The organism is Oceanispirochaeta sp., assembly GCF_027859075.1.
In the GTDB taxonomy this organism is placed as follows: Bacteria; Spirochaetota; Spirochaetia; order DSM-2461; family DSM-2461; genus Oceanispirochaeta.
The window spans coordinates 1-14,725 of sequence record NZ_JAQIBL010000095.1; the positions used below are offsets into that span (position 1 = coordinate 1).

Consider the following 14,725-nt stretch of genomic DNA (forward strand, 5'->3'; position numbering starts at 1 on the left):
CTCTCCTGATAACGTTCCAGGTCTTCTACCTGTTTAACATATTCCTTCAGCTCCTTGTATAATCTGGAATTCTGAAGCATACCGCTGGCCTGGGTGCTATAAGAATTCAAAAAATTGAAGCTGTTTCTATTATAAAAGAAAGACTTTCGTGAGTTGAGAATAAGAACCCCAATCCTTGTTTTTGCTGTTTTCAAGGGAAGGGCGATTCCGCTATTCATCTGGGGATGAAGAAAAAGATCCCCAAAAGGTCCCTGCTTCCGTTCCTGGAGAACGACGGCTTTTTCGCATTCATTCAGAAAATCAATCAGTTCCGATCGGGCCTGTAATTCCTCGGGAAGTTCAAATGATCCTCTTTTATACATGAGTTTTAAATCGGATTGCTTGTCTTCCGGCTTTTTAAACAGATACAGGGCCGCCACATCGGATCGTGTAATATCCAGAGACTGCTCCACTAGAACAGAAATAAGAGTTTTAAAATCCCCTTCGTCAGCGAGGAGGGTACTGGCCCGTACCAGCTCATCAAGAACAAGAAGTTCTTTGACCATAACTAGTCTCCCTATTAAATAAACATAAAAAATTGATAGTTAGTTGTTAAAAAATATAAATCAAGTAGGGTTCATCTTTCAAGAGAAGATTAGTAATCAAGGAATATTAACAAAAACAGCTAACTGAAGTATGATACAATAAATATTGAGTTTCAGGGGGAATCCGTGGAAAATCGGACTGTCATACAGAAAAAGGCGAAACGCAAAGAAACGTTCCTTAAAGAAAAGGCCGTATTGATCGTTCTGTCGTCTCAGGAACTGGGGAAAACCTATATTATTGACAGGAATGAAGTCTTCATTGGTCGGGATGAATCCTGTACCATCCAGCTCTCAGATCCTGAAATCAGCAATGTTCATTGCAGAATTTCAGTCCCCGAAGAAAAAACCTTCATTCTTGAAGATCTGGATTCAACAAATGGAACATTCCTCAACAAAAAACCAATCAAGAAAGCCACACAGATGTTCTATAGCGATAGGCTTGTTCTGGGTAAAACAGTTTTAAGGTTCTTTCTGGAAGAATCCCTCAATGAATCGGTATAGGAGAAGGGAGAATGGCCACGGGAAAATTACCGATCCTTGTTCAGCAGACATACGAAGAAATAAAAACAATCATAGAAAATAGAGAATTAGAACCATCGGGGCAATTGCCATCTGAGAATATCCTCTCTGCAAAACTGAATGTCAGCAGAGCAACGATCAGGACAGCTCTGGCCCGTCTGGAATATGACGGATTGATCCTGAGAGTCCATGGCAAGGGTACCTTTATTCGGGAAAAAACGATAAATCTGGAAACCTCTCTCAAAGAGAAGTGGGATTTTATTCCCATGCTGGAGGAAAACGGCCGGAAAGTTAAGATAGAACTCCTGAAAATCCATCACAGATCTGCCGGGACCGATGATGCCAACCTTCTTAATGTCAGAGCCACAACGGAAATTGTAGAGGTGACACGCCTCTATCTGGCCGACAACTTCCCCGTAATTTACTCTCGAAATATTTTTCCCAGAAACGCGCTCAGAAAAGGAGCGGATCCAGTTCTGATGAACTATCAGTGCACCGCCTATGAATTATTTAAAGAGTCCTTTATTGAAAGTGCCGATAGCAGCCAGACCGATCTTCTACCTGTTCTTCCGAATGAACAGGTTGCGAAACATCTCAAAATATCAACAATAACCCCCATTTTTCTCTTCAAAGACTTTTTTATGACCGAAAACGGACGCATCCTTTTGGCTGGAGAAAACTATATGCATGAAGATTTGTTAAAACTTCGTTTTTTAAGCAATCCCTATTGAGTAAAAGCTTGTTCTAAAACAACCTTTCTGGCATTCTCTTGATAGAAAAGAAATCAGGAGATCCAATTGCAAAAAAACATTCTTTTTTTATGTACCGGGAATTCCTGCCGCAGCCAGATGGCAGAGGGTTGGATGAAACATCTTCATGGGGATGCATATAATGTTTATTCTGCAGGGATTGAAACACATGGTTTGAATCCCACGGCCGTCAAGGTGATGGCCGAGGCCGGTATTGATATCAGCGGACACAAAAGTGTCCTTGCCACGGACTATAAAGAAATCAGTTTTGATGTCGTTATCACAGTCTGTGGTCATGCCGATGAAAATTGTCCCGTCTACCTGGGAAAAACAAGAAAAATTCATCATGGCTTTGACGATCCTCCCCGGCTTGCCCGGGATATTGAAGATGAAGAAGGGAAACTGGAACCTTTCAGAAGGGTCAGAGATGAAATCAGAGATTATCTGAAGGATTTCACCCTATAAGCAATTGAAAAAACCCTTTCTACAACGCAGCATTTATAAAGATCAGCTGAAAGGCGGGTCTTTGTTCGTCCAGAAGCCAAATAAAACGAAAGCCCAGACTAAAGGGGACCAGCACCTGATTCGCCAGGGTCATATCCAGATTCAATTCTACACCGGTGGACTGAAAACTCCTGTTTGATCCATCCCGACTCTCCTGCCGCAGAAAATCATAAAAAAAAGATCCTCTCACTCTCTGGATATAAAAAAATGACCCTCCAGCCAAATCGGGATAAAAGAGAGGGAAATCATAATCAGCAGAACTCTTAAGAGTTCTGAAGTCGGTACGGGACTCATACCCCCGGGCGAAGGGGAAGCGGAGACTATACTGGCCGCTTTGATCTTCAAATGAGAGATTCAGGGTGAGGCTGTTATTCCTGAAAAGACCGGGAGTGTAGAGTGTCGTCATCGTGTAAACCTGATAAAAATCGTCCATTCTGGAAGGATTCATGCTGGTGCCCCCACTCTGCCAGACTCCCCAGAGGGGATGGATGGCTCGAAGACTCCCGGGAAGAAGGGCATAGGCGGCAAACCCGGTATTCACAGGAAAGTAATGCTCAGGCTCCTGTCCATCTACAGGCAGAAAAGCTTTGAGACCGGAACTGACACCCGGATTAATATAATAGTGCCAGATATCTCTCTTGAGATTCATGGGAAAGGAGAGTCCCAGCAGGGATGAGACATCCCAAAGATCTACATCACTGATGGTTCTGTAAAAGCTGCTGTTTTTAAAACTGATGACCGGATAATACTGAACCCAATCTACATCGAGAAAGGAACCCCACGTTTTTTCATTGATTTCATACTCTCCTCCGGCGGCCCAATTCATGGTTTCCATGACATCCGTGGACTGAACCTGAAAACGTAAACCTGTCAGACTTTCCAGATTGGGAGATATCCCCCAGCTGTGGAGATTGAACTTTCCCGAAAAAAGAGAATAGTCCTGAATATCAGAAATTTCGATTTCCCCCTCTTCCCGGGACTCAGAAAGATCATGAATCGTCCACTCTCCCTCCAGGCTGTAGGGGACGAAGGCATCGTCCTCCACCGGAGTCCAGGAATCGGGAATCAAGTCTTGTCTGACAATGGTATTCCCGGAAAGGTCTCTCGTATCTGAATAATAGATCAGTGGGTCTGAGTCGCTGGCATAGGGGTACTGGACTCCGTAGGGCCGGGATGATACCTGATATTTAGTTCCGGTTCTCAGATCCAGAGCCATGATATTTTCATACCCCGAAGCATTCGACCCAAAAAGAAGATAATCCTTCCAGGGAGTGACTCTTTTGACAGTTTCCATGGAAAAATCCTGAAGAATGGTTACCCTCCCATCCTCAAGATCCAGGGAGGCAATGCTCCGGCCTTCCTCCCCCTGGAGAGTAAAATACAGGGTCTGATCATCTTCAGACCAGGAGGGATAGGCAGGAAAGAGCCCTGGGGGAACAGGAAAACTATCCAGTATATCTCCCGTTTCAGCATTGAGGATATGGATTTCTCCGTTCAGATCTGTTAGCCAGTTCACCACTGCCAGACGATCACCCTCCTTTGAGTAGGCCGGAAATAGATAACGGGCCTTACGGGTCAGATATGTCTTTTTTCCTGAAGAAAGATTCAGAAGAACCAGATCTGACCAGTTCTGGTATAAATGAAGCGCCGAAGATCTGATCCAGGTCCAGGCGACGGAGTGTCCATTGGAACTGATCCCTCCCTGAGAGGAGACACGGAACAGAGTCTCTTCCATCCCGTCCTTTAGAGAAATTTGAACCAGGACTGGTGGCTCCGTCAGGGAGAGTTTCCGGGCAAGAAGGATGGAATCATCGGCAAAGATTGTTTCATAACTGGTGTATTCTCCCGGATGCCCCTTCAGAATAGGTTCATTGTCAATCAGAACCAGAGCCTCTTCCTCTGCGGTCCATTGCTCTTTCAACTCTTTCATCATGTCACGGAACAGAATAGTCCAGGATTTCCCGGTGACCCTTTTGGCCCCAAGGTAGAGCCCAAATGCCGGAAGAGGGAGGACTGCAGTGGTTTTTAAAATTCTGTTCCAGCTCTCCTCCCCATATTCCCGCCGGATGTAGGAGGCAAGAAAATAACCGAAGGCGTATTGGTTGGGAATAAAATGTTTGTATGAGCGGTTTACAAATTTCTGGTAACTAAAATCCTCATCCAGTGTTAAGACTCTCATTTGATTGTAGAAAAGGGGATCCCGGCCGCGGCCGCCCTCAGAATACCTGGTTTCTGCCGCAACGGCGTCCCCCTCCAGATACCAGCTTGGAACGGAAAGATGGATTCCTGCGGTCAACCCGAGTTCCCCACCGAAAAAGTAAAGAAATCTGATAAACCCCTGATTCATATAGTCCATCTGGACCATATGCCTGGTTTCATGAAGGGTCAATAAATCGTACCAGCCCAGGGACGATAGAGACTCTGCGGCCGGAGTCCCGTACCAGACACTCTTTCGGGGAGCCAGGGTCACATACCCATTACTATCCATGCTGGAATTTGTCAGAATCAAAGGCCATCGGGACTCCCGGGCTTTCCCGAAATCCACCAGTTCCCGCCGGTAGACTTCTTCCGCCCGCTGAAGGACACTCCGGGCCTGTTCTTCTATTTCCTCCGGAAAGATAAGGGTAAAATGATCACTCTCCAATTTCTTCCAATTCACTCCAGGTGCGAACTGTGCCTGCAATGAGGTTGTTATGATGAAAAAGAAAAGACCGTTTTGGATTAATTTCCTTAAGCGCATTATAATCATCCTCGATGAGCCGATAATTCTCTCATCCGCTTCCTCCCTATTATGGATGAAGCTCGAATAAAATTCAAAATGTCCTGATAAAGCAGGAAGAAGAAAAAAAGGAACACCCATGAAACGATTTCTGTTAATACCTCTCATACTTCAACTATCAGGTGTAGCGCTGTTTGCTGAGACCACAAAAACCATTATCATTGAGAATAATCTTGATAATCCCCTTTATTATCTCTATCTCTCCCCTGTGAGTGAACGCGAATGGGGAGATGACAGACTGGGCGACGGACTCCTGGATCCAGGAACCACAATTGAAATTGATTTTGACTACGATGAAGGGAAACCTCTTTTTAATCTGATGGCAGAAGATGAAATGGAAAAAGCCTACAAGATTGAAGAGATCAATATGAATGAAATAAATTTCATATCGATCAGCCCTGAAGATTTCCTGCCCTTTGGTGGTTTTAATCCAGTCAGGAGAGATTTGACATTTACCAACAATACAGGGGAAGCGATCTACTATCTGTATGTTTCCTCCCATGATTCCATGTATTGGGGAGAAGACCTGCTGGGTGATGAGATCCTTTATGATAGTAGCTCAATCACCCTGGAAGTACCTGTAGACGGAGACTATCCCAACAATGACATCATGGCGGAGAGCGAAAGTAACTCCTCCTATGAACTGCCAAATCAGAATATGCTGGAAAATGATAATTTTACATTCACCGAAGATGAAATGACCTCGTCGGGTGAAGACTATGATTACGAAGATTATGATGATTATGACGCTGAAAGTGATGACTACCTTGAGGGTTACCGGGACGGATTTAAAGAAGCTTGGAAGGAAGCCTATAGTCAGGGTTTCAATGATGCAATGGAAGAATAAACGAAATTAAACAATGAGTTTGATCTCTTCTCAGGAAGGGATCATTTTTTTTCGATGAATCCAAAGGCTCTCTTCCATGCCTGGTGCTGCAGGCTGAAGCTCATCCTCATCAACTCATTTTTGCCAGTCGCCTGAGTAAAAGAGATTTATTCACAGCGACATATTCCCGAAATTCTTCAAAATCATCTTTTGTCTCAGACGCCCCTCCGGAAAGAATGAGAACACGGTTTTGCCATTTAAACCAGAGAAAATGTTTCCCGATGACAGGGCGGTATCCCGTCGTTGCCAATCGTCTATCAAGATCCTCATCCAGCTCTATGTGATTCGCCGTTCCCGTGATGTAAATCACATCCCCATCTTCCATCAAAAACAGAACACAACGAGTAAATCCATCAGACAAGGCATCATCATTTCGGAATCCTTCCAACCTCAGGTCTAATGACCCCAGCCGCAGATTGTAACCCTGCATTCTCAGTGATTTTCTGATAATCACCAATTCCTGCCGAACCTGCTGCATGACTTCCGTATCTTTTCTGTTTCTTTCCAGTCGGTGACGCAATTCTCTGAGTTGAGACTCATACTGATAGAATATTTTTGTGTTGTTTGAAAGGAAGATTGTCGTATCCGACATCAAAATCCAAACTGATGCAAAATACTCATTGAGATTCGTCAGCGCTGCTTTGATTCCTTTTCTTTCCATCTTTATCTATTATATAATTGAAAGGGTGCAAATCAAACAGTTGGGCCGCATAATATACTTGCTGAAGGAATATTATTGAAAATACTTGTACTTTCAGACATACATGGCAATCTAGAAGCCCTGACAGCTGTTCTCAATGATGCAAAAAACGAGGATTGGAAAGAAATCTGGTTTTTGGGAGACCTCTGCGGCTACGGTCCTGAACCTGATGCCTGCTTCCGGAAACTTCAAGACCACCCTCTCACATTTATTCCAGGGAATCATGACCTTTATATATGCGGCCGGATGAAGGGAGAATTTTTTTCAAGAGAGTCAAGAAAAGCCCTGATACTGAGCCGCTCCTTTATTTCGAGAGAATTGATTGATTATATGAAACAGCTGCCGTCCTATAGAATTCAAAAGGGAGTGGAACTGGTTCATGCCAGTCCTGAAGGTCCCTCACGGGTTTACATCCTTGATGAAGAAGATGCTCTGCGAAATTTCAAAATTTCCAGAAAAAAATGCATCCTATTCGGACACAGCCATATTCAGGAATACTATACTCTTGAGAAAACAGGATTATACTCCCGAAGAGCCTCGAATGGTGAGACCCTGTCCTTCAAGAAATCACGGGTTCTGATTAATCCCGGCAGTGTGGGCCAACCCCGGGATAGAGATCCCCGGGCAGCCTGGGGAATTCTGGATCTAAAAAACAAGGATTTCACCTTCTACCGCAGTTCCTATGATTATGAAATAACCCAGGGGAAAATGAAGAAAGCAGGGTTTTCTGAATTTCTGATCAACCGGATCGCCCGGGGGGAATGATCAGACCCTGCTGATATAGGCCTCCTGTATTCCGTTTATCACAAAATCATCCAGTTCTGATGTGTTTAAACCTGTCACGATTTCACTGTATTTTAAGTCATTCCCCTGAAGCTTCTTTAAAATTTTTAATTCTTCAGATTCCAGGATATCCATGCAGATTTGATGATCCCGTCCCCAGAGGAGGACCTGAAATTTTCCCGCTTCATGCATCAGCTCTTCAGATGAGGCCGGAAATCCATCAAGAATCAGATCCGGGGGAATGTGAAAGCAGTGAAACCGGACACTTGAATGAAGGGTCAGCAGGTTCTCCGGAGACAGCTTGATTTCCTCCTTCACGAAAAAAGAACTCTCAATCTGCTCCAACTCCTCAAGGAGATCCAGATAGTTGAAGAGATCCTGAATCACGGGAAACAAACCTTCCTTGCCATGATCCGAATAAAGGACCTTGAGAAAATCAAGGGGAGTTTTTCCGAGAGAATCTGCCTGAAACTCAGAAATAATAGCGCTTGACTCGATAATCTGTACCGGTGTCAGTTCAAGATCATAACAGACTCTGCTGAACCAGCTGATCCCCCGTCCCTGATTATACAAAAGGTCGCATTGCAGACTCAGAAGGCGGGCCTTCTCAAGATCATTTTGAGAAAAAGAACCTGTTTCTCTTACAAGATAGGGATCCCAAATATCAGCTTTCATCTGTAGGGTCTCCCGGCGATCATAGAGTACCGTTCCAGGCAAAACCGCCAGGGGAAAAAGGTCCAGATGATTGGGCTCCAGAGATAAGGCATAATCCAAAGAGTTCCTGAATCCCTCCAGGGAGTCCCCGGGGAGACCATAGATGAGATCCAGACCGAAGGAGACCCCGGCATCTCCCAATAGGGAGACTTTGCTGCGAAAGGCGTCCGGATCAAATTCCCGATTAATGTTTTTCAGGACGGCAGGATCACTGCTTTGAAGGCCGATCTGCAGAGTACAGGGGATTCTGGTAAAGGCGAAAGCAGTTTCCTCATCCAGAAATTCTGTTCTGATTTCAAAATAGTAATAGGTTTCGGGAGTCATCTCTCGAAGCCATTCCAGAAGGATGAGAACTCTTTTTTTATTCACATTAAAGGTGGGATCTAGGACAAAAACCTGTTCGATTCCAGAGTCTCTAATCATTTCCAGTTCTTTACGGATTCTATCCAGGGCAAATGTTCTGACCTTCCCGCTCCCTTTGGATTCAAAACAGAATTCACAGGCAAAGGGGCACCCCCGGGACAACTCCCAGAGGAGGCCCTTGTTTTCATTCAGGTCCAGAGCCCCGGAGAGAATGGGAGACGCCAGGGCATTTATATCAGAGCAGTATCCGGGGGAAACAGGAGAATACGAGGCGGTCCACAATCCGGGAATTTCAGGAAGGGGACGGCCCTGTGAAAGAGCATCTAAAACCGGGTTGATCAGAACCTCTCCCTCTCCCTGCATCACGCCGGAAATTCCGCTCTCTCGGAGAAAGGATTCGGGTGCCGCCGTCACTTCTGGACCTCCTGCCAGGAGGGGCAGATCTGGACGTGTCTTTTTAAGAATCTTAATGACAGAAAGGACAAGGGATCTGTTCCAGAGATAAACAGGAAAACCCAACACATCCGGCGCATCCCCGAGAAGATCATCGCTGATCTCTTCAGCACTCTGTTCCAGAGTATAATTTTTTAGAAGGACATCATGATTTATAACTTCCGCCTTCAGACACGCGGCTGCCAGAGGTATGGCTCTTGTCGATGATTCAAGGTGAATTGTTGCCAGAATGAGTTTCATATATCTCCATTGTAACAGAATGTACTGTCAGCTCCAAACAGGGAAGACTCTCTCAAGAGGCTTGTTCTGAATAGTGAAAAACTCATTATATTCAGGATAAAATGCGCTTTACTGCTCCTCTGACTTTTCCTTCCGCGACAGATACTGGGTTATCATTTCAGCCGCGTCCGAGCTGATTCCTGCGGTTGCAGAAATCTCTTCGGCCTTGGCGGTATATAGATTTTCCATGGATCCGAAATGTATCAGCAGCTTCCTGCTTCTGGCGGGTCCAATCCCCGGGATGTTCTCGAGAGAACTCAAAGAGAGCTGCTTTTTCCTCTGTTTCTGATTGTGAGACGTGGCAAAACGGTGGGTTTCATCCCGGACATGCTGCAGAACCCGCAGTCCACGGTCTCCCTCGGGTAGATCAATCGGGTCTTTCTGTCCCGGTAAATAAATGAGTTCATCCCTTTTTGCCAGTCCAAGCAGGGGAATTTTTAATCCTAATGCCTCTAAAACCGAGACTGCTGAACTGACCTGCCCCTTGCCGCCGTCGATGAGGATAAGATCAGGCATCTCCTTTTTCTCATTCATCAGGCGGGAGTATCGCCGGGCCACGGCTTCGCTGATGGCTTTGAAGTCATCGATCCCGCCGTCGAGGGATCGGATATTATAGTGCCTGTAATTTTTCCGGTCAGGATTTCCGTCTTTGAATGAAATCAAAGATGCAACAGTAAAATGTCCATCCAAATGGGCAATGTCAAATCCCTCGATCCTCCGAGGCAGTTTTTTTAGATTCAGAACATTCTGAAGATCTTCCAATGCCGGAAGATTCCCCAGGTCCTGAAGTTTTCTTGCCAGATCCATCCGGGCATTTTCAACGGCCATGTTCATAACGGCCTGATCTCTTTTGGAACGGGGGATTTCAAGGCTCAGGGATTCTGCACCCCCCACTTCCTTCCTGAGATAATCCTGGATAAGAGAGCGGTCTTTAAGAGAAATAAAAGCCCGGGAGGGGAAATCCTTATCAGGAATCCCATAATACAGCAGAAGAAACTCCTGTATGGCTTCCTCCTCTGTACCGCAATATTCACTCCGGAAGGATTCTTTTCCCAGAAGCTTTCCATTCCTCATCTGAATCACCGCAAATGAGTAGATATTGCCGGAAAAATCCACACCGATGTAGTCCCGGCTTTCCTCCTCGAAATCTTCGACCTTCTGTTCTGTCTGCAATTTCTCCAATGCAATCAGAATATCCCGGATCTCCGCCGCTTTCTCATATTCAAGGGATTCCGAGAGGGCCCGGATCTCCTTCATCAGCTCTTTTTCGAGCCCTGCGGTTCTTCCGCTTAATATGGCCCGGGCCTTATTTATAAGAGTTCTATAGTCTTCTTTGGATATGAGTCCCGCACAGGGACCCGAACATTTGCCCATATGATAATACAGACAGGGACTCTCTCTTTTTTTTAAATTTCGGCACCGGCGGAGAGGGAGAACCTTTTTGACAAGAGAGAGGGTTTCATCCAGAACCTTAACATCCGGATAGGGTCCGTAATACTGTGATTTATCATTCACAATGGCCCGGGTTCTGAAGACTCGGGGGAATTCTTCGGCAGTAATTCTGATAACGGGATAACTCTTCCCGTCTTTCAGGTTGATGTTATACCGGGGGTTCCATTTCTTGATGAGGTTGTTTTCCAGGAGAAGTGCTTCATATTCACTCTTGGTAACAATATGATCAATCGAGTCAATCTGCCGGACCAGGGTTCTTGTTTTTATGTCTTTTTCTCCCGAAAAATAGGAGCGGACCCGATTCCGCAGATTGACGGCTTTTCCTATATATATGATCTTTTTATGATCATCCTTCATGAGGTAAACACCCGGTTGAAGAGGAAAATCGCGTATTTGATTCTGAAGTGACTCGACTCTTTCTTTATTCCTTTCCATAATCATCCGATAATACTTTTATAGCGCCATGAAAATAAAATCTACACTCTATCTACTGATTATACAAACTCTGATTCTTTCGGGTTCACTTTTTGCCGAAACCATCACTCTCGGTGAGGATGATGACTGGAAAGCTGTCGTTTTAAACAATCTTAAAACGACACCCGGCAAGGGAGGCTTTATGGATCTTGTCCTCCGCCGTACAGAGCTTATCTCCAAAGAGGAAAGCACAGACATCCTGTTGCCCTTTAACAGAGAGGAGGGACAGGACCATTCGGGACATTATGTTATAAAAGAGAACCCAGAATACAGCAACCGATACTTTAAATCCGGTTCGGGAGCGGCCACCTTTGACAGGGAAAACCGCCTGGTTCTGGAAGCAAAAAAGAATGGGGCCCTCTTTTCTCCTTTCAGTAACTGGGAGGATTTCAGCATTGAGTTCTGGTTGTATCCGGCCAATCCAAGGGAAGGAGAAGAAATCCTCCAATGGAAAGGTCTTGGAAGAGACGGGAATGAAATTTATTCTCAGGAGATTCTCTGTCATTTTATAAACCGCCGCCTTGTGTGGAGCTTCAGTAACGTCTTTCAGCTTCCCGACAGCCCGGAATCCCATTATGAAATATCCGGCGATCCTGTTCTTCCGAGGCAGTGGAATCATCATATGCTTCGTTATGACAGCAAGACTGGAATGCTTGAGTACCTGATCAATGGAACCCCCTCTGCCATCATCTACACCACAGAAAGCGGTAATGAGTCTAATACTGTGTATACTCCCAGAATCGGAGAGGAACCAGGAGAAATTGTCATCGGATCAGGGTTTACTGGCTTTATGGATGAATTCAGGATGGAGAGGATCTTCAATGAGAACCGTTCAACCAACCGATATGATCTATCGGGATATGGTATCAGTCCTGTGATTGATCTGAATTTTACCGATTCCAGGCTGAACACTCTGGGCTCAATTGAATCCAGCCCGGGAGATTCTGCTGTTTTTCCCTACTACCAGATAACAAACAGCCTCATGGAAGCGGAAGACCTGGTTAATTCTTTTCAGGGAGAGGCAACTATTCTCTCTTCCACAAGCTCCTGGCGACCCTTTGGAGAAATCGATGAAAAGAGCAGAGGTCGTTATCTCGTTCTCTCCTTTTTACTCTTTCCCGACATGAAAAACGATGTCTCTCCCGGCCTGTCTTTTCTGAAAGTTGATTATACAACCTCTCTCCCTCCCCTTCCCCCGACTTATCTAAATGCACAGAAAGATGAATCGGGCCGCCTCAAACTGGAATGGAATCACTCGGCATCCCCAGGGGTGAAGGGATATCTCCTTTATTTCGGAGAAAAACCGGGAGAATATATTTATCCTGGAAGTCCCTTAAAAATTGAAAAAGAGAACTATACTTTTATAGACGGTTTGTCTCCCTTTAAACAATATTTCTTTTCTATTAAATCCTATACCGGTACGGAAACACAGCGTTATAGTGACTTTTCAAAAGAGATTTCCATAAGGCCCTGAAGGATGGTTCATGAGTAATTATCAAAATAAGTACAACCAGGCTGTTTCCGCCTATTTACTGGAAGATTATGTACTTTCCAGGAAAATGACTGACAACCTCCTGAAAGAACAGGGGGGGAATCCTTTGTTGTACATCCTTTCAGGAAACATACATGAAGCGCTCAAAGAATCAGAAAAAGCAATCGAAAACTATCGGAAAGCCATCCATATGGCCCCTGAAAATCCGGAAGCCTACAATAATCTGGGTGTAGCCTATAAAAACAAGGGCGATTTTGATAAAGCGGAGACAGCCTTCCTTCAGGCAACAGAACTAGCTCCCGATAGACCCGACATCAGCTACAATCTGGGGAACCTCTTTAAAAAAAGCGGGAAGCTTACAGAAGCTGAAGAGTGGTATAAAAAATCAATCGATCAGGATCCATCCTATATCAAGACTTATAATAATCTGGGGACCATATTCGAAAAGAACAAAGATTATGAGAAAGCCGAGGAAATTTACCGCCAGGGTCTGTCAATGGACCGGAACAATGCCACCCTTCATTTCAATCTTGGAATTAGCTATCAGGACCGGGGTCATTTGGATGATGCCCGGACCCAGTATGAAGAGTCCCTGAAATTCCGTCCCGGATGGACTCCCAGTCTGGGAAATCTGGGAGAGGTTCTACAAAGTCAGGGAAACCTGGACGATGCGGAAAAAATATTCTCACAGTTACTCAATAAAGAACCAGAGAATATTAGAGCCATTAACAGCATGGGAACAATCCATGCCCAGAAGGGTGATGATGACAAGGCAAGGCAGTATTTTAAAAAAGCTCTGACCAAGGATCCCTCCTATAAGATAGCTACTCAGAACCTGAAACAATTGTATCTAAAAGAAAACTCCCTGCAGGAAGCTCTGGAAGAACTGAATAAGCAGACAAACTATCATCCCGAAGACATGAGCATCCGCCTCCAGATCGGATCTATTCTAGCACGACAGGAGCGCTATAAAGAGGCTGAAAAAGTATTCAACCATGTTCTCGATCGCCAGCCCGACAGTCTGGAAGCCTACCGTTCACTGGCAGAACTCTATGCCATTCAGGAACGGCCGGATCTGGTCCGCTCCTGTATTGTTGAAATTTTCAGACTGGATCCCCGTGATAAATCCATCCTCCTGGTTCTCTCAGAAACCTATTTGAAGGGAGAGCGTTATGAGGAGGCCCTTAAGCAAGTCAACGACTACCTTGAAAGCTTTCCCCAGGACAAAAAAGCTCTTCGACTCAAGGCCAGGATTCTCCAGAAGACAGGAGGGCAGGTGGAAGCCGCCGCCCTCTATGACCAGCTGGAAGATGATGCGGATCTGACAATGGATCCCCGGACACTGACAGATATGGCTGAAGCCTATTTCCAATCGGGAGATAGAGAGAAAGCCGTTGAAAAACTGGAGTCTCTTTTAAATCTCCAGGGTGCATCTTCTGACATGGAAGACATCAATAATCTTGCCAAAACCCTGGATCTCTATGAAAAAACAGTCTCCTCCTTTCATGAAGGATCCGACAACTGGCATAATAATCTGGCAAAAATGCGTCAGATAACCATCAGGGACCTTCAAAAGAACGAGGATCCCGATTATTCAACGGGTCCAAGGCTCACAGCAATTCCTGTGGAGGAAGAAGATGCTGTCAGTCTCCTGGATATTAATGCAATGGAACCGGTTATCAGAATAAATGAAGAAGAAGACACCCTCATTCTGGAAGAGGACAGTGAAGATTTGGAAGACGTCTATACTGAGATGATGGAGGAAGGTCTTATCCCGAAGGATGAGGAAGAAGCCCCTTCCGAGGCAGCCGAGGCTACAGCTGGCTATCCCCCCCCTTATATGGGGGAACCCTATCCGGCAGGCCCCTATCCGGCGGCTCCTTTTCCTCAGGCCCCAGTTTCTGACACAGCTCCCCTGGATGAAGATCCGGATTCTGACACAGCGCCCCTGGATGAAGACCCGGATTCTGACACAGCTCCCCTGGATGAAGACC

At 45.4% G+C, this 14,725-nt stretch carries 12 protein-coding genes; 7 read left to right on the forward strand and 5 right to left on the reverse strand.

The window, feature by feature from the left end:
• The coding region (locus tag PF479_RS05245) for a GAF domain-containing protein (RefSeq protein ID WP_367277204.1) at positions 1-545 on the reverse strand (545 nt) is incomplete at its 3' end.
• A 165-nt stretch (positions 546-710) separates the two neighbouring features.
• Here PF479_RS05245 and PF479_RS05250 point away from each other — a divergent pair.
• The 3 genes from PF479_RS05250 (at position 711) to PF479_RS05260 (ending at position 2,317) form a co-directional block, all read left to right on the forward strand.
• On the forward strand, positions 711-1,085 hold the full coding sequence (locus PF479_RS05250) for an FHA domain-containing protein (RefSeq protein WP_298003117.1): 375 nt from the start codon (positions 711-713) through the stop codon (positions 1,083-1,085).
• A gap of 11 nt (positions 1,086-1,096) precedes the next feature.
• Positions 1,097-1,834, forward strand: coding sequence for a GntR family transcriptional regulator (locus PF479_RS05255; protein WP_298003119.1), 738 nt, complete (start codon positions 1,097-1,099; stop codon positions 1,832-1,834).
• Positions 1,835-1,900: 66 nt separating this feature from the next.
• On the forward strand, positions 1,901-2,317 hold the full coding sequence (locus tag PF479_RS05260; protein WP_298003122.1) for an arsenate reductase ArsC: 417 nt from the start codon (positions 1,901-1,903) through the stop codon (positions 2,315-2,317).
• A 19-nt stretch (positions 2,318-2,336) separates the two neighbouring features.
• Here the strand turns inward: PF479_RS05260 and PF479_RS05265 are convergent, their stop codons facing one another.
• Entirely contained in the window at positions 2,337-5,096 is a 2,760-nt protein-coding gene (locus tag PF479_RS05265) for a hypothetical protein (RefSeq protein ID WP_298003125.1), read from the reverse strand.
• Positions 5,097-5,214: 118 nt separating this feature from the next.
• On the opposite strand from PF479_RS05265, the gene PF479_RS05270 reads away from it, so the two are divergent.
• The gene (locus tag PF479_RS05270) at positions 5,215-5,982 is read left to right on the forward strand and encodes a hypothetical protein (RefSeq protein ID WP_298003129.1); all 768 of its coding nucleotides are present in this window, start codon (positions 5,215-5,217) and stop codon (positions 5,980-5,982) included.
• 109 nt (positions 5,983-6,091) lie between these two features.
• Here the strand turns inward: PF479_RS05270 and PF479_RS05275 are convergent, their stop codons facing one another.
• Positions 6,092-6,682, reverse strand: coding sequence for a hypothetical protein (locus PF479_RS05275; protein ID WP_298003136.1), 591 nt, complete (start codon positions 6,680-6,682; stop codon positions 6,092-6,094).
• 75 nt (positions 6,683-6,757) lie between these two features.
• Between PF479_RS05275 and PF479_RS05280 the strand changes: the two genes are divergently transcribed.
• Entirely contained in the window at positions 6,758-7,486 is a 729-nt protein-coding gene (locus PF479_RS05280; RefSeq protein ID WP_298003140.1) for a metallophosphoesterase family protein, read from the forward strand.
• Here the strand turns inward: PF479_RS05280 and PF479_RS05285 are convergent, their stop codons facing one another.
• Together PF479_RS05285 and uvrC are read right to left on the reverse strand one after the other, a co-directional pair.
• Positions 7,487-9,274 (reverse strand): radical SAM protein, encoded by a 1,788-nt coding sequence (locus PF479_RS05285; RefSeq protein WP_298003143.1) that lies wholly within the window; start codon positions 9,272-9,274, stop codon positions 7,487-7,489.
• 108 nt (positions 9,275-9,382) lie between these two features.
• Positions 9,383-11,200, reverse strand: a complete 1,818-nt coding sequence (uvrC, locus tag PF479_RS05290) for an excinuclease ABC subunit UvrC (RefSeq protein ID WP_298003146.1) — start codon at positions 11,198-11,200, stop codon at positions 9,383-9,385.
• Positions 11,201-11,228: 28 nt separating this feature from the next.
• Between uvrC and PF479_RS05295 the strand changes: the two genes are divergently transcribed.
• Together PF479_RS05295 and PF479_RS05300 are read left to right on the forward strand one after the other, a co-directional pair.
• Positions 11,229-12,713 carry a LamG-like jellyroll fold domain-containing protein gene (locus PF479_RS05295; protein ID WP_298003149.1) on the forward strand — a complete coding sequence of 495 codons (1,485 nt, stop codon included), beginning with the start codon at positions 11,229-11,231 and terminating at the stop codon, positions 12,711-12,713.
• Positions 12,714-12,723: 10 nt separating this feature from the next.
• Positions 12,724-14,725 (forward strand): tetratricopeptide repeat protein (locus PF479_RS05300; protein ID WP_298003152.1); only part of this gene is annotated, 2,002 nt, incomplete at its 3' end.